This is a genomic window from Ensifer adhaerens (assembly GCF_002007205.1).
Taxonomy (GTDB): domain Bacteria; phylum Pseudomonadota; class Alphaproteobacteria; order Rhizobiales; family Rhizobiaceae; genus Ensifer; species Ensifer adhaerens_D.
Genome location: NZ_LAZS01000005.1, coordinates 48,375 through 70,420, shown reverse-complemented (window position 1 = coordinate 70,420; position 22,046 = coordinate 48,375). Strand labels below are relative to the sequence as shown.

21 protein-coding genes are annotated in these 22,046 nt (G+C 64.1%); 16 read left to right on the top strand and 5 right to left on the bottom strand.

Features of this window, described 5'->3' with window-relative positions; genetic code table 11:
* Positions 1–60 precede the first annotated feature (60 nt).
* On the top strand, positions 61–1,536 hold the full coding sequence (locus XB14_RS04075; RefSeq protein ID WP_077960380.1) for a LuxR C-terminal-related transcriptional regulator: 1,476 nt from the start codon (positions 61–63) through the stop codon (positions 1,534–1,536).
* Positions 1,537–1,550: 14 nt separating this feature from the next.
* Here the strand turns inward: XB14_RS04075 and XB14_RS04070 are convergent, their stop codons facing one another.
* Positions 1,551–2,486 (bottom strand): LysR family transcriptional regulator, encoded by a 936-nt coding sequence (locus XB14_RS04070; protein ID WP_077960379.1) that lies wholly within the window; start codon positions 2,484–2,486, stop codon positions 1,551–1,553.
* Positions 2,487–2,638: 152 nt separating this feature from the next.
* On the opposite strand from XB14_RS04070, the gene XB14_RS04065 reads away from it, so the two are divergent.
* Positions 2,639–3,613: an alpha/beta hydrolase family protein gene (locus XB14_RS04065; RefSeq protein WP_077960377.1), complete on the top strand. Its 975-nt coding sequence runs from the start codon at positions 2,639–2,641 to the stop codon at positions 3,611–3,613.
* Between the two features lie 126 nt (positions 3,614–3,739).
* Here the strand turns inward: XB14_RS04065 and XB14_RS04060 are convergent, their stop codons facing one another.
* On the bottom strand, positions 3,740–4,081 hold the full coding sequence (locus tag XB14_RS04060) for a PAAR domain-containing protein (protein ID WP_077960375.1): 342 nt from the start codon (positions 4,079–4,081) through the stop codon (positions 3,740–3,742).
* A gap of 54 nt (positions 4,082–4,135) precedes the next feature.
* A complete protein-coding gene (locus XB14_RS04055; RefSeq protein ID WP_419178573.1) occupies positions 4,136–4,921 on the bottom strand; it encodes a helix-turn-helix domain-containing protein in 786 nt (261 codons plus the stop codon).
* A gap of 217 nt (positions 4,922–5,138) precedes the next feature.
* On the opposite strand from XB14_RS04055, the gene XB14_RS04050 reads away from it, so the two are divergent.
* The 7 genes from XB14_RS04050 to XB14_RS04020 all read left to right on the top strand — a co-directional run bounded on the left by XB14_RS04050 (position 5,139) and on the right by XB14_RS04020 (position 12,744).
* Positions 5,139–6,695: an ABC transporter substrate-binding protein gene (locus XB14_RS04050; RefSeq protein WP_077961868.1), complete on the top strand. Its 1,557-nt coding sequence runs from the start codon at positions 5,139–5,141 to the stop codon at positions 6,693–6,695.
* Positions 6,696–6,769: 74 nt separating this feature from the next.
* Positions 6,770–8,764, top strand: a complete 1,995-nt coding sequence (locus tag XB14_RS04045; RefSeq protein ID WP_077960372.1) for a CocE/NonD family hydrolase — start codon at positions 6,770–6,772, stop codon at positions 8,762–8,764.
* A gap of 119 nt (positions 8,765–8,883) precedes the next feature.
* Complete coding sequence (locus XB14_RS04040) at positions 8,884–9,378, top strand: HPP family protein (RefSeq protein WP_077960366.1); 495 nt, start codon at positions 8,884–8,886, stop codon at positions 9,376–9,378.
* Entirely contained in the window at positions 9,375–9,944 is a 570-nt protein-coding gene (locus XB14_RS04035; protein WP_077960364.1) for a TetR/AcrR family transcriptional regulator, read from the top strand. The genes XB14_RS04040 and XB14_RS04035 overlap by 4 nt, the downstream gene beginning before the upstream one ends.
* Before the next feature lie 167 nt (positions 9,945–10,111).
* The gene (locus XB14_RS04030; protein WP_077960362.1) at positions 10,112–10,576 is read left to right on the top strand and encodes an SRPBCC family protein; all 465 of its coding nucleotides are present in this window, start codon (positions 10,112–10,114) and stop codon (positions 10,574–10,576) included.
* Complete coding sequence (locus tag XB14_RS04025; RefSeq protein ID WP_077961867.1) at positions 10,569–12,167, top strand: MFS transporter; 1,599 nt, start codon at positions 10,569–10,571, stop codon at positions 12,165–12,167. The genes XB14_RS04030 and XB14_RS04025 overlap by 8 nt, the downstream gene beginning before the upstream one ends.
* A gap of 157 nt (positions 12,168–12,324) precedes the next feature.
* A complete protein-coding gene (locus tag XB14_RS04020; RefSeq protein ID WP_077960360.1) occupies positions 12,325–12,744 on the top strand; it encodes a GFA family protein in 420 nt (139 codons plus the stop codon).
* A gap of 12 nt (positions 12,745–12,756) precedes the next feature.
* On the opposite strand, the gene XB14_RS04015 is transcribed toward XB14_RS04020, so the two are convergent.
* Entirely contained in the window at positions 12,757–13,158 is a 402-nt protein-coding gene (locus XB14_RS04015; protein WP_077960357.1) for an ACT domain-containing protein, read from the bottom strand.
* 202 nt (positions 13,159–13,360) lie between these two features.
* On the opposite strand from XB14_RS04015, the gene msrA reads away from it, so the two are divergent.
* Positions 13,361–14,032, top strand: a complete 672-nt coding sequence (msrA, locus tag XB14_RS04010; protein ID WP_077960355.1) for a peptide-methionine (S)-S-oxide reductase MsrA — start codon at positions 13,361–13,363, stop codon at positions 14,030–14,032.
* A 51-nt stretch (positions 14,033–14,083) separates the two neighbouring features.
* Here msrA and XB14_RS04005 read toward each other — a convergent pair whose 3' ends face one another.
* On the bottom strand, positions 14,084–15,007 hold the full coding sequence (locus XB14_RS04005) for an alpha/beta hydrolase (protein ID WP_077960353.1): 924 nt from the start codon (positions 15,005–15,007) through the stop codon (positions 14,084–14,086).
* Positions 15,008–15,161: 154 nt separating this feature from the next.
* On the opposite strand from XB14_RS04005, the gene XB14_RS04000 reads away from it, so the two are divergent.
* From XB14_RS04000 to XB14_RS03975, 6 genes are all read left to right on the top strand, one after another.
* On the top strand, positions 15,162–16,070 hold the full coding sequence (locus XB14_RS04000) for a LysR family transcriptional regulator (RefSeq protein ID WP_077960351.1): 909 nt from the start codon (positions 15,162–15,164) through the stop codon (positions 16,068–16,070).
* 183 nt (positions 16,071–16,253) lie between these two features.
* Entirely contained in the window at positions 16,254–17,414 is a 1,161-nt protein-coding gene (locus XB14_RS03995; RefSeq protein ID WP_077960344.1) for an ABC transporter substrate-binding protein, read from the top strand.
* Between the two features lie 219 nt (positions 17,415–17,633).
* Entirely contained in the window at positions 17,634–18,632 is a 999-nt protein-coding gene (locus XB14_RS03990; RefSeq protein WP_077960343.1) for an ABC transporter ATP-binding protein, read from the top strand.
* A complete protein-coding gene (locus tag XB14_RS03985; RefSeq protein ID WP_077960341.1) occupies positions 18,629–19,579 on the top strand; it encodes an ABC transporter permease in 951 nt (316 codons plus the stop codon). The genes XB14_RS03990 and XB14_RS03985 overlap by 4 nt, the downstream gene beginning before the upstream one ends.
* Entirely contained in the window at positions 19,569–20,384 is an 816-nt protein-coding gene (locus XB14_RS03980; protein ID WP_077960338.1) for an ABC transporter permease, read from the top strand. The genes XB14_RS03985 and XB14_RS03980 overlap by 11 nt, the downstream gene beginning before the upstream one ends.
* Before the next feature lie 24 nt (positions 20,385–20,408).
* Positions 20,409–21,836, top strand: a complete 1,428-nt coding sequence (locus XB14_RS03975) for a gamma-aminobutyraldehyde dehydrogenase (protein ID WP_077960337.1) — start codon at positions 20,409–20,411, stop codon at positions 21,834–21,836.
* Positions 21,837–22,046 lie beyond the last annotated feature (210 nt).

Here is a 22,046-nt window from a genome sequence, read left to right as displayed (position 1 = left end):
TGTGGCACCTTGCCGTATGTCGCCATTGAAAACGGCCCGGTCAGATGGCAGGAAGCAGCCATGAACCGTATCCCGACACCACAGGTCGTCACCGAAGCCTTGTCAGACCGCGAGCGCGCCGTGGCCGAGCGTTTTGCCGCCGGCCTGACCTATCGCCAAATCGGAAAGGCGCTGTTTATCGCGCCGTCGACCGTGCGCACGCATCTTGCGACGATCTACGGCAAGCTCGGTGTTCGCAACAAGATCGAGCTCGCCTCCTGGGTCGCGCAGATGGTGGCCGGCAGAACGGCAAGCGAAGCCGCAGCACCGTCGCGGGTGGCCGAGCCGGCCTCGCCAACGCTCGCGGTCTTTCCCATTGAAAGCCTCAACCCGGAGGAACGCTGGCGCCGCTTTGCCGATGGCCTGTCGTCCGATATCTGCGTCGACCTCGCGCGCTTCGCCGACATCCCGGTGATCGCTTTCCATACGATGAAGCTGCTCGGCAACCGGCCGGAAAGCTTCGAGGACCATGTCCAGGCGGTCGGCGCCACCTATGCCATCACCGGGCAGCTGCGCGCGGACGACCGGCGGGTCCGCCTGACGATCCAGCTTTCCGATACGCGCACCGGCATGACGCTCTGGAGCGAGCGCTACGAGCGCACGATGGAGGACGTGCTGACGCTGCAGGACAGCCTCACCGAAAGCGTCATCAACGTGCTCGCCGGCTGCTTCGGCACGCTGGCCGCCATCGGCCGCAAGGCGAGCCGGCAAAAGCCGCCGGGCAGCCTGCAAGCTTATGACTACTTCCTGCTGGGCGTCGAACAGCACAATCGCTTCAGCCCGGATGGCAACGCCGCCGCCATGCAATTGCTGACGCGCTCGATCGAGCTCGATCCGGGGCGGGCGCGCGCCTGGACCGAACTTGCCTATGCCCACTCCATCCAGGCGGCGAACGGCTTCGGCGACGACCTCGAAAGCGCAAGAAAGAACTGGCGCAGCGCCGCCGAGGAGGCGCTGCGGCTCGATCCGACGGATCCGGCCGGCCATACCTGTATCGGCGATTTCAAAGCCTGCATCGGTGATCTGGCGGGTGCCGCCGAGGCCCACGCCCGGGCGCTCGACTATGGCAGGAACAACGCCGATACGCTGGCGCTGCTCGCGGGAGCCAAGGCCCTGATCGTCGGCGATCCCGCCGATGGGGTTCCCTTCATCGAGCGCGCCCTCTCGCTCAACCCGCTCGGCCCGCCCTGGTACTATGGCATGTTCGCGCGCGTTCTCTTCGTCGTCGGGCGCTATCGCGAGTGCCTGTCCGCGCTTGAAAAGAGTTCGCAGGAATCGCCCAACACACTGATGTTCCAGGCGATGGCGCACGCGTACCTTGGCGAGATGGATGAGGCGGCAGAGGTCGTGTCGCGGCTGCGAACCCAGTTCCCGTCGTTCACGGTCGACGGCTTCATTGCCGGCTATCCTATCTCCAATCCGCCGGCGCTTTCAGCCGTTCGGGAGGGTGCCCGGTTGGCGAGGCTTGGTTTCCCCGACCCCGCTTCGACGGCATGAAGCCCAAGCAAACGCTATGGAGCCACCTTTCGTGCCAGCTTTTTGCGCTGCTCGACAAGAAAGTCCATGAGCGCACGGGTCTTGGCGGGCATCTGGGCGCGCGATGGCACGTAAAGAAAGAAGGCGGGGCGGGGATGAACCCACGGGAGAAGGACACGCACCAACGTGCCGTCCTCCAAATACGGACGTATGCACAAGTCGAGATGCTGCACCAGTCCGACGCCCTGTAGTGCCGCACGCAACATGCTGTCGTCGTCGTTGAAGATGGCGTTGCCCTGGGGTTCGTAGACCACCGCGCGCGCCTCTGCGTCAGGTGTGAGGAAGGTCCAGCGATCGATGATGCCGCTCGAGGTGAAGCGATAGGACAGGCAGTTGTGGTGCTTCAGCTCCTGGGGCGTCTCGGGAACACCGTGGTGTTCGAAATACGCGGGCGAGCCGACGATCGCCATCTCCAGCGGCGGCGTGATGGGCACCGCAACCACGTGCTCGTCGAGACTTTCACCCAAGCGAATGCCGGCGTCGAGCCCTTCGGCCACGATGTTGGAGAAGCCGTCGTCGGTCACCAGTTCCAGCCGCAGCTTCGGATAGCGTGCCAGAAACTCCGCCATATGCGGCTCGATCAGCGATCGGGCGGCGACGCGCGAGACGGATAGCCGGATCGTGCCCGATGGCTCCGCGCCGCTTTCTCCGAGGTCCGTGACAGCGGCTTCGATCGCGGCAAATGCGGGCTGCAGCACATCGAACAGACGCTGGCCTTCCTCGGTCAGAGACATGTCGCGCGTCGTACGGTGCAGCAGCCGCACGTTCAGGTGCCGCTCCAGCGACTTCAGGTGCTGCGACACAGTCGCGCGCGTCACTTCCATTTCCGTGGCGGCCTTGGTGAAGCTGCGGCGGCGGGCCACGTGAACGAACCACGCCATGGCGGGAAGCAGAGAGGGATCAAGGGACATATTGTCAGTTATCACTTAACACTGATGTCATGTCCAAGTGGTTTATCCGACCCATTTCCCCGCTAAAATCAGCCCATACCCGCCGACATCACGTCTCGGCACGCCGATACGGTCGAGGTGCGGCATCTTCGGGCAGACAAAGGAGTGTTGTTATGACCGGAATTTCCAAGGAAAGAATGCAGAAGGCTCGGGAGCAGGAAAAAACCATCTCCCCGGAAGATCACGCCAAGGTCAAGGCGCTGGCCGGCATGGTCAAGATGCCGCGCAGCTTCATCTTCAAGAACCCCGACGAGTACGGCATGGAAGGATGGTACGACCTGTCCATCCCGTCGGACGACGGCACGCCTCTCGAAGCCTGGTACATCCCGGCCAAGGGTGGAGAGAGCAACAAACTCGTGATCTTCAACCACGCTCTCCCGATGTGCCGCGCCGGCTATCCAGGCCATATGGGCGAGCCGTGGAGCAACTTCATCGAACCGGTCGAGATCGACTTCGTCATTCAGTACAAGCACCTGACCGATGCGGGCTACAACGTCCTGACCTACGACTTCCGCAATCACGGGCAGAGTGGCGCTGCCAACGGCGGGGTCTGCGGCGTCGGCCAATGGGAATGGCGCGACTGCGTCGGCGTGAAGAAGTTCGTCGATGCCCATCCGCGCCTGAGCAAGATGGACGTTGCCCTGTTCAGTCAGTGCCTGGGTGGGGTTTCGCAATATGCGGCGATCACCAGGCGCCCCGAACTGTTCGAGAACGTCAAGTGCCTGCTCAGCCCGCTGGTTCCCAACATGACGTCGGTCTTCGCCAAGCTCTCGGGCTACCAAGGCATCGCGCAGTACCAGGAACTGATCGACCTGGAGCTTCTCAAGCTGGGCGGTTTTGCCGCCGCTGACATGTCGGGCAGATTGTGGGCTCCGAACGTCAAGCTGCCGGTCCTGATGTGGCAGGTGCTCGACGATGCCGTGATCAACAATCCGAGCGACGCGCAGAGCACGTTTGACGCCCTGGCCAGCACCGACAAGGAACTCTACTGGATCGAGGGTACGACCAAGCGCTTCGAGGACGGCTACAACTGGTTCGGCCGCCACCCCGAGAAGGTGCTGTCGTATCTTGCCAAGTACATGAACTGACGCCCTGAGGCGGAGCCGGGGCGGCTGCTTTGGCGAAAGCCAGTGGGCCCTCCGGCTCGTTCAGTCGGAATGGACATGTGAAGTCGCGTGGCGCAGAAGGATCTTCTAGAGAGGGCTGGAAAACCGTCATTTCTGCCGGCAATCGACGTCGCCGACCCTCTGCGCCGCCTCGCCTTCGAAGGTCACCGTCGCCTCGCCCTTGGCGGAGCAATCGCCCTTTTTGCCGCTGCCGGCGCGAAAATGCACCACCGGCTGGCCTTCGACCATGATGCTCGGCACCACCTCGTAGAGTTCCGGCGGGCAATTGGCGACGTCGGACAATCTCAGCGCCGGCTGGCCGCCGATCATTACGCTGGAAGCACCCGAAAGCGCGCAGGTCGGGATCGGTGCGCGCGCCTCCTCGGCCATTGCCGCTGACAACGGCAAGGCCATGCAAACGCAGGCGATGGCGGCCACAACAGATTTCATGATCCCTCCTTCATCGTTCCGTTTCGGCGAAACCTATCACATGGCCGCGCCGGCTCAATATTCGGTCGGCACGGTCAAAAGTTCTGCATCGGGCGTATCGAGGAAGGCTCGCACCGTCTGCGGCAAATTCCGCGAGCCGAAGGAAAGTACGCCGCAGCGCGACAGCATCTGCCGGAGATCCGGTTGCCCCCCAAGCGAGCGCCAGATCATCCGCGACGCGTAGGGCAGGTTTTCCTTGCGCCAGGAGACACCCATGGTGGTGCCGCGCAGATAAACCCGCTGGTGCACTTCGAACGGCAACAGGATCGTCTGCGCCAGCATCGGCTCGCGCCCGATGCTGCGCTCGGCGATGAAGATGCGGTTTCGCCAGAAGGTGACAAGGCCGACATATTTCGAGAACTGCTGGATCTCGTTTGCGGGATCGCGGATGCGCTCGATCGACTTGACCCGGACCGAGCCTGCTTCCTCGTAGATCCTTGCGCAGGAGCAGACCACGAGGCCCGGCCAGGAGGGCGACACGTGATAGGTCTGGTAGTAGCCGATGTGCCGCCTGAGGCCGGCGATGTCACCGGGAAAGCCTTCGAGCAACAGGCCGGCATCCGACCGATCGTGGTCCGGGCGGGTCATGCGCATTTCGAACTGCTTTGCCGGCAGCGAGAAATCCTGCGCCTGCAGCCCGAAGAAGCGGGCGATGCGCGCCACGTTGTGCGGCGAAGGCCGCGCCTCGCCGCCGATATAGCGGTTGAACTGCTGGCGGTTGATGCCGATCTCGCGGCAGATCTGCGAGATCGAGCGTCGCGTCGCACAGGCGAAACGAAGATTGGCGGCAAAGTTTTCGATGTCCTGCACGGTGCTTTCCGGCCCTCATTCAACGCGCCACTGGCTCTGTCCGATCGAAGCGCTCAAACAGCGTAAAAGAGCGTAAAGAAGCGTCAAGTCGCGAAATTGTGCGCTGGCCGGCAAGCGCTAGGTTTTCCTTAACAAGCATCACTCCAAAGGGAACCTTGAGATGACCGAATTTACGAAGCGCCCCGACGGCCTCCTCGTTCCGGCAGGCATGGCCTCGGCCGGCCTCAGCCGGCGCGGCTTCCTGGCCGGCACCGCAGCATTGGGCCTTGCGGCCGGTTTCGGCGGCACGCTCGCCGCCACCGACGCAAGGGCTCAGGAACCGAAGCGCGGCGGCCATCTGAAGCTCGGTCTCAAGGGCGGCGCCACCACGGACTCGCTCGATCCGGCCGCCTATAGCGGTTCCGTCTCCTTCGTCATCGGCCATCTCTGGGGCGACACGCTGGTCGAATCCGACCCGAAGACCGGCGCGCCGCTGCCGGCCCTTGCCGAATCCTGGACCCCTTCGGCCGACGCGTCTGAGTGGACCTTCAAGATCCGCAGCGACGTCAGCTTCCATGACGGCAGCAAGCTGACGATTGCCGACGTCGTCGCGACACTGAAGCGCCACGCGGACGAAGGCTCCAAGTCCGGCGCGCTCGGGCTGATGCGCTCGATCAAGACGATCGAGGAAAAGGCAGGCAGCCTGGTGCTGACCTTGACCGAGGGCAATGCCGACCTGCCGCTGCTTCTGACCGACTATCACCTGATCATCCAGCCGAAGGGCGGCGTCGACAATCCGGCCTCGCCCATCGGCACCGGTCCTTACAAGCTTGCAAGCTACGAGGCGGGCCTGCGCGCCACCTTCGAGAAGAACGCCGATGACTGGCGCTCCGACCGCGGCTTCGTCGACAGTGTCGAGATCATCGTGATGAACGACACGACGGCGCGCATCGCAGCCCTTTCCTCCGGTCAGGTCCATTTCATCAACAACATCGACCCGAAGACCGTGCCGCTTCTGAAGCGGGCGCCGCGCGTCGAAATCCTGAGAACCGCCGGCAAGGGCTTCTATAGCTTCCTGATGCATTGCGACACCGCACCCTTCGACAACAACGATCTGAGGCTGGCGCTGAAATATGCGGTCGATCGCCAGGCGATCCTCGACCGGGTGCTCGGCGGCTTCGGCACGCTCGGCAACGACTATCCGGTCAACGGCAACTACGCGCTCGCTCCGGAAGGCATCGAGCAGCGGGCCTATGATCCCGATAAGGCCGCCTTCCACTTCAAGAAGTCCGGCCACGACCGGCCGATCCTGCTGCGCACCTCCGACGCCGCCTTCCCGGGTGCTGCCGACGCCGCGGTGCTCTTCCAGGAAAGCGCCAGGAAGGCGGGCATCGAGATCGAAGTGCGCCGCGAGCCGGAAGACGGCTACTGGACCAATGTCTGGAACGTGCAGCCCTTCTGTGCCTCCTATTGGGGCGGCCGGCCGACGCAGGATTCGCGCTACTCGACCTCCTATCTCTCGACCGCCGAATGGAACGACACGCGCTTCAAGCGCGAGGATTTCGACAAGCTGCTGCTTCAGGCCCGCTCCGAGCTCGACGATGCAAAGCGCAAGGAGATGTACCACACCATGGCATTGACGGTGCGCGACGAAGGCGGCCTGATCCTGCCGGTTTTCAACGACTACGTGAACGCCGCCTCGGCATCGCTCAAGGGCTTCGTCGACGACATCGGCAACGACCTCTCGAACGGCTACGTCGGCAGCCGCGTCTGGTTCGACAGCTAAGCGATTGCGACGAAAGCCGGACGCAGGTTCGCGTCCGGCACTTCCCGAGAAAACAAAGAGATCGTTAGAACCACATGTCAGAACGCGAATTCACAGTCATCGAAAACGAATGGATCCGGCTGAAGGACGGCACCGTGCTTGCCGCCCGCATCTGGATGCCGGATGGCGCCAATAGCGAGCCGGTCCCGGCCGTGCTCGAATATCTGCCCTACCGCAAGCAGGGCGGCACCAGCCTGCGTGACGAATCCACCTATCCGGTCTTTGCCGCCGCCGGCATTGCCGGTGTGCGCGTCGACATCCGCGGTTCCGGCGAAAGCGAGGGCGTGATCGACGGCGAATATACGCCGCGTGAGCTTTCCGACGGCTGCGAGATCATCGAATGGATCGCCGCCCAGCCCTGGTCGAATGGCAAGGTCGGGATGATGGGCATCTCCTGGGGCGGCTTCAACTGCCTGCAGGTCGCGGCCCTGAAGCCGCCAGCGCTCAAAGCCGTCATCTCCATCGCGTCCACCGTCGACCGCTACAACGACGACATCCACTACAAGAACGGCTGCCACCTCTCCGCCCAGCTTTCCTGGGCAGCGACGATGCTTGCCTACCAGTCGCGCTCACCCGATCCCGATATCGTCGGCGACCGCTGGAAGGCGATGTGGATGGAGCGGCTGGAGAACGAACCCTACTTCATGGAGGAGTGGCTGGAGCACCAGCGCCGCGACGCCTTCTGGCAGCACGGCTCGATCTCAGAAGATTTCGACAAGGTCGAGATCCCGGCCCTGGTCATTGCCGGCTGGGCCGACGGCTACCGCAACACGCCCTTGAAGGCGGTCGAGGGCCTTGGCAACAAGGCCAAGGCGCTGATCGGCCCCTGGGTGCACAAGTATCCGCATTTCGCCTTCCCCAAGCCCCGCGCCGATTTTCATGGCGAGGCGATCCGCTGGTGGAACCGCTGGCTGCGCGACGACGAAAACGGCGCCGAGAAAGGGCCGCAGGTCCGCGCCTACATCCTCGACGGTCCGCGCCCGTCGCTGAGACGTGACAGCGATCCCGGCCGCTGGGTGGCGAAGGACGCCTGGGCAACGCCGGAAATGCAGCTCTTCGGCGTTTCGCATGACAACAGGCTGACGCCGTCGGCCGGTGGCACTGGCATCGGCGAGATCTATCTGAAATCGCCGCTCGATACCGGCACCGCATCCGGCGAGTATTTCACGCTGAAGCCCGATGCCGAAATGGCCGGCGACCAGCGCATCGATGATGTCGGTTCGCTTACGTTTGAGACGGCGCCGCTGCTGGCTGCTGCCGACTATCTCGGCCAGCCGACGCTGACGGTTGACGTCACCTGCCAGGCGGCAAACGCCAATCTTGCCGTCCGCCTCGTCGACGTGCATCCGGATGGCACGGCGACCCGCGTCGCCTTCGGCGTACTCAACCTTTCGCACCGCGACGGCAATGCCAGCCCTCGGGCGATGGAACCCGGCCGCAGGACGCGGATCACGCTTACGCTCGACGCCTGCGGCTACCGCTTCCGCGCGGGCAACCGCATCCGCGTGTCGCTGTCGACCGCCTACTGGCCGCTGATCCTGCCTCAGCCGACCGATCCCGGCCTTTCGATCGATACGGCGAGCCTGTCGCTTGCACTTCCGCTGCTCGGCGCCCATCGGGAGATCGTCGTACCCGAGCCGGAAAACCCGGATCCCCTGCCGAAGTACCGCGAACTGGCGCGCGGCAACACCAGCCGCACCGTCGAGCGCGACCTGACCCACGGCATGACCCACTACCGGATCTATGAGGATACCGGCCTTTCGGAACACCCCGACACCGGCCTTGCCACCCAGGACATCCGCGACGAAACCTGGTCGATCGCGCCCGACGATCCACTGTCGATGATCGGCACCTCGACCTGGACCTGCATCGCCCGGCGCGAAGGCTGGTCGGTGCGCACGGTCTCGACCGCAACGTTGCGCTGCACCGCAGCCGAGTGGGTCACCGAGGCCGAAGTCGTCGCCTATGAAGGCGAAACGCGGATCTTCGAGAAGCACTTCGAAAGGCGCATCCCTCGCGACTTCATGTAGGGCATAGCCTCGGTACGGCCGGGCGGATTGGCAACGTCCTCTCCGCCCGGCGCCCTTCGCTTGACTTTCGCGTAAACGCGCTGTACCAATCGGTAAACACTTTACCGATTGGTACACAAATGCGCCACTTCTTCTCGCGTCACCAGCCTCCCGTCCATATCAATCGCGGCCTGATCGCCGGCATAGGTGGTGTTGTCGCCATCGCCGCCGTCGGCGCGCTGACCAACCTCGTTGGCCATCCCATGCTGATGGCCCCCTTTGGCGCCAGCTGCGTGCTGATCTTCTCGGTCGCATCAAGCCCGCTGTCGCAACCGGCCAATGTCGTCGGCGGCCATGTCGTCGCCACCCTCGTCGGCCTGATCCTGCGCGCGCTCTTTCCCAACGAATGGTGGGCGGTCGCCATTGCCGTTGGCGCGGCGATCGCGCTGATGGCGGCGCTGCGCATCACCCATCCGCCGGCAGGCGCCAATCCGCTCGTCGTCTTCTCGGCCGATCCCGGCTTCGAGTTCCTGCTCTTCCCGGTGCTGACCGGCTCGCTGATCCTCGTCGCTGTCGGTGCCCTCTTTCACCGTTTTGCCAGGGTGGAGTATCCGCTGGTGAGGAAGCCCGCATGAGCCGCATTGTCACTGAGCGAAAGGACGTCATCGCAACGCTCGCGGAAACCTTCCGCGAACATGGCTATGACGGCACCAGCCTCAGCCTGATCACAGAAAAAACCGGCCTTGGCAAAGGCAGCCTCTACCACTTCTTCCCCGGCGGAAAGGAGGAGATGGCAGAGGCGGTGCTTGCCGACATCTCTGCCTGGTTCCGCGCCCATATTTTCGACGCGCTGCGCGAAGGCGAAGACCCGGTAGAAGCTATCGAAGCGATGTTTGCCAGCGTGGACAGCTACTTTCGCCAGGGCCGCAGGCTTTGCCTCATGGGCGTGATTGCCGCAAGCGGCGCCCATGACCGCTTCGCCCGCGAGCTCAACGGCTACTTCACCGATTGGCGCACGGAACTCGCCGCGACGCTCGAACGCGCAGGCGCCCCGGCGGCAGAATGCAGCGCCCTTGCCGAGGAAATCGTCGGCGGCATCCAGGGCGCGTTGATCCTCGCCCGCAGCCTCGAGGATCCGGCAGCCTTCGGCCGGGTGCTTTCCCGCCTCAAGGCGCGCTGCTCGATGGCCCCGGCCAGCTAGGCGGGCCGCGCGCCTTCTTTCCCGTCCCTCTCCAGACCTGACAAAAATCAGGTCGAGGCCTCTGCGTGCCTTGACAAGCTCCGTTGCGCGCAGATATTAACCGATAAGTTAAATAACTCTAAGGTTAAAGACTGGGCGCATCGGGGCGCCCGGAGGAGGAGGCATTGATGCAAGCGGCAACCGCAAACGCGACGCGCAAGGATATCAGCCTGGAAATCGTCCGCGACTTCGACGCGCCGGTGAGCCTGGTCTTCAAGGTCTGGTCGACACCGGAGCATCTGCTGCGCTGGTGGGGGCCGCGGGATTTCACGCCGCATTCGGTCAGCATGGACTTTCGTCCGGGCGGCGCCTGGCGCGCCTGCATCCGTTCGCCCGAGGGCCAGGACTATTGGATGAGCGGCCTGTATCGCGAGGTGCGCGAACCGGAGAAACTGGTCTTCACCTTCGCCTGGGACGAAGAGGGTGAGCCCGGCGCCGACACGCTGATCACCGTTTCCCTCGCCGATATCGGCGGCAGGACGCGGCTCACCTTCCAGCAAACACCATTCGAGACCGCCGAAGAGCGCGACTCGCACCAGGAAGGCTGGGGCGAGTGCCTCGAGCGGCTCAGGGATTATGTCGACCATGTCTGAGATCGCAAACCTTGAAACCGAAAATGCGCCCGGTCCGAAGGCGACCCGGCGCGAATGGATCGGGCTCGCCGTGCTGGCGCTGCCCTGCATGCTCTATTCCATGGACCTGACCGTGCTGAACCTTGCGGTTCCGCAACTGGCCGAACAACTCAAGCCCTCGGCCTCCCAGCTTCTCTGGATCATCGACGTCTACGGCTTCATGGTCGCGGGCTCCTTGATCACCATGGGCACGCTCGGCGACCGCATCGGCCGCCGTCGTCTGCTGATGATCGGCTCGATCGCCTTCGGCCTTGCATCGATCTTCGCCGCCTTTGCCTGGAATGCCGAAACGCTGATCATCGCGCGCGCCGTGCTTGGCGTGGCCGCAGCCACGCTTGCGCCGTCCACGCTCTCGCTCATCCGCAACATGTTCCTCGACGATCGCCAGCGCACCTTCGCGATCGGCGTCTGGATCGCCAGCTTCTCGGCCGGCGGCGCCATCGGCCCCGTGGTTGGCGGCCTCATGCTCTCGCAGTTCTGGTGGGGCTCGGTCTTCCTGCTGGCGGTGCCGGTCATGGTGTTGATTCTCATCCTCGGCCCGATCCTCCTGCCGGAATTCCGCGACCCCGAGGCCGGACGGATCGACCTCATCAGCGCCGCCCAGTCGCTCGTCGCTGTACTTTCGGTGATCTACGGCATGAAGCACATCGCCGAGGCGGGATCCGATACGATTGCGGTGTTCTTCATCCTGCTCGGCATCGTCGTCGCGATCCTGTTTGCGCGGCGCCAGCTTCGCCTCGCCGATCCGCTGATCGACCTGTCGCTGTTCAAGACGCCCGCCTTCAGCGCCGCCCTTGGCGTCAACATCCTCGGCCTCTTCGTCGGCTTCGGCGCCTTCCTGTTCGTGGCGCAGTACCTGCAGCTGGTGCTCGGGCTCTCGCCCTTCGTCGCCGGCCTCTGGTCGGTGCCGACGGGTGTCGCCATGGTCGTCGCCTCGATGACGGTGCCGATGCTCGCCACTCGGTTTGCCGCCTCCAACCTGATTGCCGCGGGCTTCGTGCTGACGGCGATCGGCTTTGCCATCTGCACCCAGGTCGGCACGTCGAGCAGTCCCCTCCTCGTCACGACCGGCCTCGTCGTGCTCTGCCTCGGCTTTGCCCCGGTCGGCACCTTGACGACCGACATGATCGTCGGCTCGGCGCCGCCGGAACGCGCCGGTGCCGCCTCGGCGATTTCGGAGACCAGCTTCGAGTTCGGCGGCGCGCTCGGCATCGCCGTGCTCGGCAGCCTTTTGACCTCGGCCTATCGCGGCCGCATGGACCAACTGGCTGTCAGCGGCCTGCCGGAAGAACAGATCGCGGTGGCGCGCCAGACGCTCGGCGGTGCGGTTGCGGTCGCCGCCGACCTGCCCCCGGCGGAGGCCGAGCGGCTGCTGACCGCCGCCCGCGATGTCTTCACCCAGTCCTTCACCTTCACGGCGTCGATCTGCGTGCTCCTGTCGCTGGTGACGGCCCTCATCGCCTATTTGCTTCTGCGCAAGGCGAAGGATGATGGCGAGGGCACGGACCCGGTCATTGCCGATCGCCCGGCAACGACCGGAACGGTCGGATAGGGCAACGCGCGCGCCGCGATTTCCCGTCCGAACCGCGTCACGTGAGATGAGCAAGCGGCGCGAGGCGCCGGAACGAAAGCCGTCAGCGGCACAGCTCATCGACGCCGGCCCTCCGGCCGGCGAACGGTGAAACCTGTCAAACTTCAGGGAGGAACTGATGAAGAAGCTCTATCGCGGCAGCTGCCATTGCCAGGCCGTCACCTTCGAATGCCAACTCGACCTTGCCGAGGGCATCCGCCGCTGCAACTGTTCCTTCTGCGCCAAGACGCGCATGCAGAAGGCCTTCGCGCTGCGCGAGGAGTTCGAGATCACCGCCGGCAAGGAGAAGCTCACGAGCTACCGGGCCGACAATTCGAGCTGGATCGTCGGCGACGTCGATCACTATTTCTGCAGCCGCTGCGGCGTCCGGCCCTTTTCGCGCGGCTACCACAAGGATTTCATCGGCCATTTCTTCGCGGTCAACGTCGCCTGCCTCGATAGCGTCAGCGATGCCGAATTCGCCGAGGCGCCGATCATCTACGAAAACGGCCGCGACGACGATCATTTCAACCCGCCCGCCGATACGCGCTTCATGTAAGCGCGCGGCCAGTCAGGCGACGGTCAGCGCCCGCAGAGCGTCAAGCGCGCGCTCGGCGTCCGCTTCCGGCACGAAGATGTGGTCGTGGTAGTAGGCGGCGATCACATTGGCGCTGATGCCCTCGCGGGTCAGCGCGGCCGAAACGGCCGCTGTCAGGCCCACGGCTTCGAGCGCCGAATGCACGTTGAGCGTGATACGGCGAAGCAGCGGCCCGTAGGCGAGCCCCGCCTCGTCGGCGGCCGCGCGGGTAACGACCAGCGTCAGCCCCTCGTCCTCGCGATAGGTGGCGAGCGCCTCCAGTGCCTGATAGCGCGCGGCATCGCGATAGGCGACGGTGCAATAGACATAGGTCTGCGGAAACAGCACCGGGTTCATCGCCGCCAGGAGCTTTGCGAGATCCGTTTCTCCGGCCATGTCATTCCCCCGTTTCGAATGCTTCTCCTTGGAAAGTGGTAGCGGATCGTCACGTTGGCGTGAAGCACGCGATCGCGATTTGACCGTTGCCATTCCCATGAAAACATGAGGTCATCGAACGCCCGGCGTCGGAGCCGGGCGATGGGAGGACGCGATGGCGCGCAGCAAGTCGGCACAGAGTTCTGACAGACCCCTCACGAGAATGGCCGCGGCCCTGATCGCGCTGCTGGCGTCGGCGCCGATCGTCGCCGCTGAGGAACCGGCCGTCGTCATCCCGCCGCCCTCGCTCGACGAGAAGTCATCCGCATCGACGGAAATCGCCGTCTTTGCCGGCGGCTGTTTCTGGGGCGTGCAGGGCGTCTTCCAGCATCTCAAGGGCGTGAAGAAGGCCGTCTCGGGTTACTCCGGCGGCACTGCTGCGACCGCCGATTACGAAACGGTGAGCGGCGGCAAAACCGGTCATGCGGAATCCGTCGAAGTGACCTTCGACCCACGCGAGGTGAGCTATGGCCAGCTCCTGCAGGTCTTCTTCTCCGTCGCCCACAACCCGACGCAGCTCAACTACCAGGGGCCAGATCACGGCACGCAGTATCGCTCAGCTCTTTTCGCCGTCACGGACGAGCAGAAGAAGATCGCCGATACCTATATCGCCGAACTCGGAAAATCCGGTGCCTTTCCCTCAAAGATCGTTACACAGGTCTCGCCCTTCAAAGGCTTCTACGCGGCCGAGGACTACCACCAGGATTTCCTGACGCGAAACCCGACGCACCCCTACATCGTCTATAACGACCTGCCGAAGATCGAGAACCTCCGGGCGCTTTTCCCGCAGAGCTTCCGCGCAAACCCGGTGCTGGTGTTCAAGGCGAAGAGCTAGCACAAAAGGACCGCCTCCCCGCTTTGAATGGGCGGCGTGCCCGACAGCGCTTCAGCGTGTCCCGACGAGAACGGCCACACCCTCCGCCAGCCGCCGAAAGCCTTCGCGCGCGCCCTCGCTCATATGCCGCGCCCTGAGCCAGGCATGGATCATCTGTGGTTCCTCGCGGAAGGTGACGTTGACGCCGGCGGCGGCAAGGCGGGCTGCATAGGTACGGGCATCGTCGCGCAAGGGATCGAAGAAGGCGCCGGTGATGTAGCTCGGCGGCAGGCCCGTGAGATCCGTTTCGGCAAGCGGTGCGGCGAAGGGATTACCCATCGGCGCCTTGAGGATGTCACGATAGTAGCCGACATCGGCCGTCGTCAGCCCCGGAGCCTCGGCCATGTCGGCATAAGACCCCGAGACGAGATCGCCGCCGAGGCCGGGATAGATCAGCACCTGGCCGACGATGCCGGTGATGCCTTCGGCTCGCGCCTTCAAGATGATGCCCGCCGTGAGATTGCCGCCGGCGCTGTCGCCGGCAACGATGACCGGGCGACCATCGGACAACAATTCCTGAAGCACGGCATAGCTGTCGTCGAAGGCCGCCGGCCAGACGTGCTCCGGCGCCAGGCGATAATCGACCGAGACCAGCTCGGCCTGGGCGAAATCCGCAAGCTCGGCACAGATCGCGTCATGGCTGTCGAGAGAGCCGACGACGAAGCCGCCGCCGTGGATGTAGTAGATGCGGATTTCGGTCGAGACCTTAGCCGGCCGGTAGCGCCGGATCGGAATACAGCCGTCGACAAGCGTATCCTCTCGCGTCAGCCCTGCCGGGCTCGGCGCATCGAATTCGGCGCAGAGCGCGTCATACCATTTGCGCTGCTGTTCGATCGACGCATCGACCGCATCGGCAGGATAGAAGTCCTCGCAGCGGCGGTGAAAGGCAAGGATCCCCTCCTCCGTCGGCATCGGCCGCTTGGTCACCTGATCCATGATCCTCTTCCCTCCCATCCCGCTTTCGCGCCAGCTTAGCACCGGCTTCCCGGCTCCCTGTCCGAAAACCGACATGACCGGAAATAATCACCGGCCGATGCGGAAGCACTTCACCCCGCTTGCCAGCCCCGCCCCGCACCTATTAACTCGCGCCATGGCCTTCACGTTCAGACAGTTGCAGTATTTCGTCGCCGTCGCCGAACAGGGATCGATCACCCGTGCGGCGCAGAACTTGTCGATCTCGCAATCCTCGATCACCGAGGCGATCAAGGAGCTTGAAGGCGATCTCGGCGTCGAGCTCTTCGACCGCCATCCGCGCGGCCTGTCGATCACCCATAACGGCCACCAGTTCCTGCGCCATGCGACGAAAATCCTCGCCAACGTCTCCGACGCGAGACGCAGTTTTTCGGACAGCCGCGAGGAGACAGGCGGCAAGCTCAATCTCGGCGTCACTTCGCTGGTCGCCGGCTACGTGCTTTCCGACCTGCTCGCCCGCTATCGCCGCGCCTGCCCCGGCGTCGAGGTCAGCGCCATCGAGGACAACGGATCCTATCTCGAACATCTGCTGATCGGCGGCGAACTCGACGTCGCCGTCATGGTCATCTCCAACCTGCGCGACCGCATGGCGCTGCAGGCGGAAATCCTCGAAACCTCGCCCTACCGCCTGTGGCTGCCGATCGGCCATCCCTTGGTCAGCGCCGACATCATCTCCGTCAGCGATATCGCCAAGGAGCCGCTGATCATGCTGACGGTCGATGAAATCGAGGAGAATACCGGCAAGCTTTTGTCCGCACTCGGCGCCCGCCCGCATGTGGCCTTCCGCACCCGCTCGGTCGAGGCGGTGCGCAGCCTGGTCGCGACCGGTGCGGGAATCGCGCTTCTGCCCGATCTTGTCTACCGCCCCTGGTCGCTTGAAGGCGACCGCATCGAAAGCCGTGACGTCTCGGGCGCGCTGCCCGTGGTGCAGGTCGGCATGGTCTGGCGCAAGGGCTCCGGCCTGCCACAATCGGCACGCGATTTCGTCGGCATCGCCGAGGCGCTTCGAAGCGCCAGACCGCGCTAATTCACGGCTTTCATTCGATTTTTCAGGCCGACAACCACAGCTTTGGCGTGCTTTCGAACGATCGATATCGGAAAAACCGAAAGCGACATTCTGTTTAATGAATTTGCGAATACGGTGAAACCAAGGCACGCTTCATTCTGGGAACGAAGCCGCAAAACGCGGCTCAAAACTGGGAGAATTCAGATGAAGCAGATGCTCAAATCCTGCACGGCATTGACCCTGTCGCTGGGCCTTGTCGCCCCGGCCTTCGCGCAGGAGCCGCTGAAGGAACTCGGCAAGGGCGAAGGCGAACTCTCCATCGTCGCCTGGGCCGGCTACATCGAGCGTGGCGAGACCGCCAAGGAATATGACTGGGTTACCGATTTCGAAAAGCAGACGGGCTGCAAGGTCTCGGTGAAGACCGCCGCCACCTCGGACGAAATGGTGGCGCTGATGAACGAAGGCGGCTTCGACCTCGTCACCGCTTCGGGTGACGCGTCGCTGCGCCTGGTTGCCGGCAAGCGCGTCCAGCCAATCAACACCGACCTCATCCCGAGCTGGAAGACCATCGACGAGCGCATGCAGAACGCGCCCTGGTACACGGTCAACGGTGTGCACTACGGCACGCCTTACGTCTGGGGCCCGAACGTGCTGATGTACAATAGCGAGGCTTTCAAAGGCGAAGCGCCGAAGAGCTGGAACGTCGTCTTCGAGGAGATGAACCTGCCGGACGGCAAGTCCAACAAGGGCCGCGTCCAGGCCTATGACGGCCCGATCCATGTGGCCGACGCCGCCAACTATCTGATGGCCCACAAGCCCGAGCTCGGCATCAAGAATCCCTACGAACTCAACGAAGACCAGTACAAGGCAGCACTCGAACTGCTGCGCGGCCAGCGCAAGCTGGTCGGCCGCTATTGGCATGACGCGATGATCCAGATCGACGACTTCAAGAACGAAGGTGTCGTCGCCTCCGGCTCCTGGCCGTTCCAGGTCAACCTGATGGAAGCCGAAAAGCTGCCGATCGCCTCGACCATTCCGGAAGAAGGCGTGACGGGATGGGCGGATACCACCATGCTGCATGCCGACAGCGCCCATCCGAACTGCGCCTATATGTGGATGGAGCACTCGCTGTCGCCGAAGGTGCAGGGTGACGTCTCCGCCTGGTTCGGCGCCAACCCGTCGGTCGGTGCTGCCTGCAAGGGCAATGCGCTCTTGACCGACGAAGGCTGCAAGACCAACGGCTACGAGGACTTCGACAAGGTCAAGTTCTGGAAGACGCCGGTAACGAAGTGCGAAAGCCAGGGCGAATGCGTGCCCTATCACCGCTGGGTCTCCGACTACATCGGCGTGATCGGCGGCCGCTGAGCCGTCGCGACATATCGCAAGCATTTGCCCCTCACCCTGGCCCTCTCCCCGCACGCGGGGAGAGGGAACGCCTCCGGCAAAGCTGTCGCCAGGCATTTGAGGCAAGACGCTCGCCGCACGTCTCCTTCGCCCCGCATGCGGGGAGAAGGTGCCCGGCAGGGCGGATGAGGGGCCCTTCCCTCACCGCGGGATGAGGGGCCAAATTTCCGGAGCAGTTCAATGACCACCGCCGTTCTCTTCGACAATGTTTCCCGCCACTTCGGCGCCGTGCGCGCCGTCGATGGCGTGAACCTCGAGATTGCCGAGGGCGAGTTCTTCGCCATGCTCGGCCCCTCCGGCTCCGGCAAGACCACCTGCCTGCGCCTGATGGCCGGTTTCGAGCAGCCAACCGGCGGCCATATCGAGATCTTCGGTGAAACCGCCGAGGGCGTGCCGCCCTATCGCCGCAGCGTCAACACCGTCTTCCAGGACTACGCCCTCTTCCCGCATCTCTCGATCCTCGACAACGTCGCCTACGGGCTGATGGTCAAGGGCGTCGGTCGCGAGGAGCGCCGCAAGGCGGCCGAAGACGCGCTCGCCATGGTCAAGCTGCCGGGTTATGGCACCCGCCGGCCCGGCCAGCTCTCCGGCGGCCAGCGCCAGCGCGTGGCGCTTGCCCGCGCACTCGTCAATAAGCCCAAGGTGCTGCTCCTCGACGAACCGCTCGGCGCGCTTGACCTGAAGCTGCGCGAGCAGATGCAAGAGGAGCTGAAGAGCCTGCAGAAATCGCTCGGCATCACCTTCGTCTTCGTCACCCACGACCAGGGCGAGGCCCTGTCGATGGCCGACCGCATCGCCGTCTTCAACGATGGTCGCATCCAGCAGCTCGGCCGCCCGGAAGACGTCTACAAGCAGCCGAAGACGCGGTTTGTTGCTGATTTCGTCGGCTCGTCCAACGTACTGCCGCAAAAGCTCTGCCAGCGGCTCGGGCTGACGGCGCCGTTTGCCAGCCTGCGTCCGGAGGCGATCGCCATCGCCCAGCCGGTAGATGGCGCGCTCAGCCTCTCCGGCACCGTCGCGGCCCATAGCTTCCTCGGCGCCGTCAACCGCGTCGTCGTCGACGTCGATGGCGCTCGCGTCGCGGTCGCCAGCCCCGCGGCCCTTGCCGTGCCGGCGCTCGGCAGCCCCGTCACCATCAGCTTCGCCGCACACGAGCTGCACCCGATGGAGGACGCATGACCGCCTTTGCCGAACCCCTCGTCGTGGCCGAACGCCGCGGACCTGCCGGCCGCCTGTCGGACTTCTTCTGGAAGCACCCGCATCTGCTTCTGATGATCATGCTCGCGCCGCCGCTCATCTGGCTCGGCGTCGTCTATCTGGGCTCGCTCTTTGCGCTTCTGCTGCAGAGCTTCTTCTCGATCGACGATTTCTCGGGCCTGATCAACTACGAGTTCACGCTTTCGACCTATCGCCAGCTCCTCAGCGAAACCAATCTCGACATCATCCTGCGCACCGTGCTGATGGCGGCAACCGTCACGCTCGCCTCGGCCGTCATCGCCTTCCCGATCGCCTATTATGCGGCGCGCTATGCGCAGGGAAAATGGAAGGTGCTCTTCTATCTCGGCGTCATGCTGCCGCTCTGGTCGAGCTATCTGGTCAAGATCTACGCCTGGAAGCTGATCCTTGCCAAGGAAGGCATCCTCACCTGGTTCTTCGAAAAGCTGCATCTGATGTGGCTGCTCGACGCCTGGCTGGCGCTGCCCGTCGTCGGCGGCAACTCGCTCTCGGTCAGCTATACCGGCACCTTCATCGTCTTCGTCTATGTCTGGCTGCCCTTCATGATCCTGCCGATCCAGGCAGCGCTCGAGCGCGTGCAGGGCAACCTGATCGAGGCGTCCTCCGATCTCGGCGGCACGCCGGCCCAGACCTTCCGCTACGTGCTTTTTCCGCTGGCGCTGCCCGGCATCGTCGCCGGCTCGATCTTCACCTTCTCGCTGACGCTCGGCGATTACATTATCCCGCAGATCGTCGGCTCGTCCCGCCTCTTCATCGGCCAGGCGGTCTACGCCCAGCAGGGCACGGCCGGCAACATCCCGCTCGCCGCCGCCTTCACCGTGGTGCCGATCGTCATCATGGGTGCCTACCTGTTCATGGCCAAACGCATGGGGGCCTTCGATGCGCTCTGATCGCTTGAACCGCACGCCGATGGGCCTGAAGATCGCGGCCGGCGTCGGCCTCGCCTTCCTGCACCTGCCGATCCTGTTGATCTTCCTCTACGCCTTTACGACCGAGGAAAAGAGCTACCAGTTCCCGCCGCCGGGGCTGACGACGCAGTGGTTCGCCGTTGCCTGGAACCGGCCCGACGTCTGGGCGGCGCTGACGCTTTCGGTCAAGGTCGCCTCGATCGCAACCGCGGTTGCGCTGGTGCTCGGCACGCTTTGCGCCGCCGCGGTCAGCCAGACGCGCTTCTTCGGCCGCGAGACGATCTCGCTGCTCGTCATCCTGCCGATCGCGTTGCCCGGCATCATCACCGGCATTGCGCTGCGCTCCGCCTTCTCGATGGCCGACATCCCCTTCTCGTTCTGGACCATCGTGCTCGGCCACGCGACCTTTTGCATCGTCGTCGTCTACAACAATGCGGTCGCCCGCTTCCGGCGGATCTCCGGCTCGCTGATCGAGGCCTCGATGGACCTCGGCGCCGACGGCTTCCAGACCTTCCGCTACATCATCCTTCCGAACATCGGCACGGCACTGCTGGCCGGCGGCATGCTCGCCTTCGCGCTGTCCTTCGACGAGGTGATCGTCACCACCTTTACCGCCGGGCAGCAATCGACGCTGCCGATCTGGATGCTCGAAGAGCTGATCCGCCCGCGCCAACGCCCCGTCACCAACGTTGTCGCCATGGTCGTGGTGCTCGTCACCTTCCTGCCGATCCTCGGCGCCTACTACCTCACCCGCGACGGCGACCAGATCGCCGGCGCCGGCAAATAACTCGACTTTCAAGGGAGAACAGACATGGACACCCAACTGCTGATCGGATCGCGCTTCGAGGCCGGCACCGAGGCCGACGAACACATCCTGAACCCGCGGACGGGCGGCAAGATCGTCGACCTGCCGGAAGCCTCGCATGCCCAGGTCGAGGCCGCCGTCGACGCCGCCGAACAGGCCTTCACCACCTGGTCGCAGACCACACCCGCCGAGCGCTCCAACTATCTCCTGAAAATCGCCGACGCGATCGAGAAGGATGCCGACAGTTTTGCCGCCCTTGAGGCGCTGAACTGCGGCAAGCCGATCAACGCGGTGAAGAACGACGAGTTGCCTGCGATCGTCGACTGCTGGCGGTTCTTTGCGGGTGCGGTGCGCAACCTGCATGCGCCGACGGCCGGCGAGTACCTGCCCGGCCACACCTCGATGATCCGCCGCGACCCGATCGGCATCGTCGGCTCGATCGCGCCATGGAACTACCCGCTGATGATGATGGCCTGGAAGCTGGCGCCGGCGATCGCCGGCGGCAACACCGTCGTCTTCAAGCCGTCCGAACAGACGCCGCTCACGGCGCTGAAGCTTGCCCGCGTGCTCGCCGACATCCTTCCCGAAGGCGTCGTCAATGTCGTTTCCGGCCGCGGCGAAACCGTCGGCAACGCGCTGATCAACCATCCGAAGATCTCGATGGTGTCGATCACAGGCGACATCGCCACCGGCAAGAAGGTGCTGGCGGCGGCCGCCAAGACCGTCAAGCGCACCCATCTCGAACTCGGCGGCAAGGCTCCGGTCATCGTCTATGACGACGCCGACCTTGAAGCCGTCGTCAACGGCATCCGCACCTTCGGCTACTACAATGCCGGCCAGGACTGCACCGCCGCCTGCCGCATCTATGCCGAGGCCGGCATTTACGAGAAGCTGGTCGCCGACCTCACCTCGGCCGTCTCGACCATCCGCTACAACCTCGCCGACGACACCGAAAACGAGATCGGCCCGCTGATCTCGCGGCGCCAGCGCGACCGGGTCGCAAGCTTCGTCGAGCGCGCCGCCGACCAGAAGCACATCGAGATCACCACCGGCGGCAGCGCCGGCAGCACCGACGGCTTCTTCTTCCAGCCGACGGTTGTGGCCGGCGCGACCCAGGAAGACGAGATCGTGCGCCGCGAAGTCTTCGGCCCCGTCGTCTCCGTCACCCGCTTCACCGGCAAGGACGACGCCATCGCCTGGGCCAACGACAGCGACTATGGCCTTGCCTCCTCCGTCTGGACCAAGGATATCTCCAGGGCGATGAAGGCAGCCTCGCGCCTGCAATACGGCTGCACCTGGATCAACACCCACTTCATGCTGACCAACGAGATGCCGCATGGCGGCGTCAAGCAGTCGGGCTACGGCAAGGACATGTCGGTCTACGCGCTCGAGGATTACACGGCCGTTCGCCACATCATGATCAACCACGGCTGAGGCATGCAGTAGACAGCGCGCAGCGCGGTTTCGACGCTTCGATGGCCGCAAGCTTCCGCTTGCGGCCATCGTCTTTTACCTGCAAATCATGAATGCAAAACTCATAAATGACTTGCGCAGCGAGAAATCATGAGTAACACGATCACCTTATGAGTTTCTGACCGCGCTCAGAAGGTATCGCATGCTTGCAGGACGGCGTTCTTTAACGGC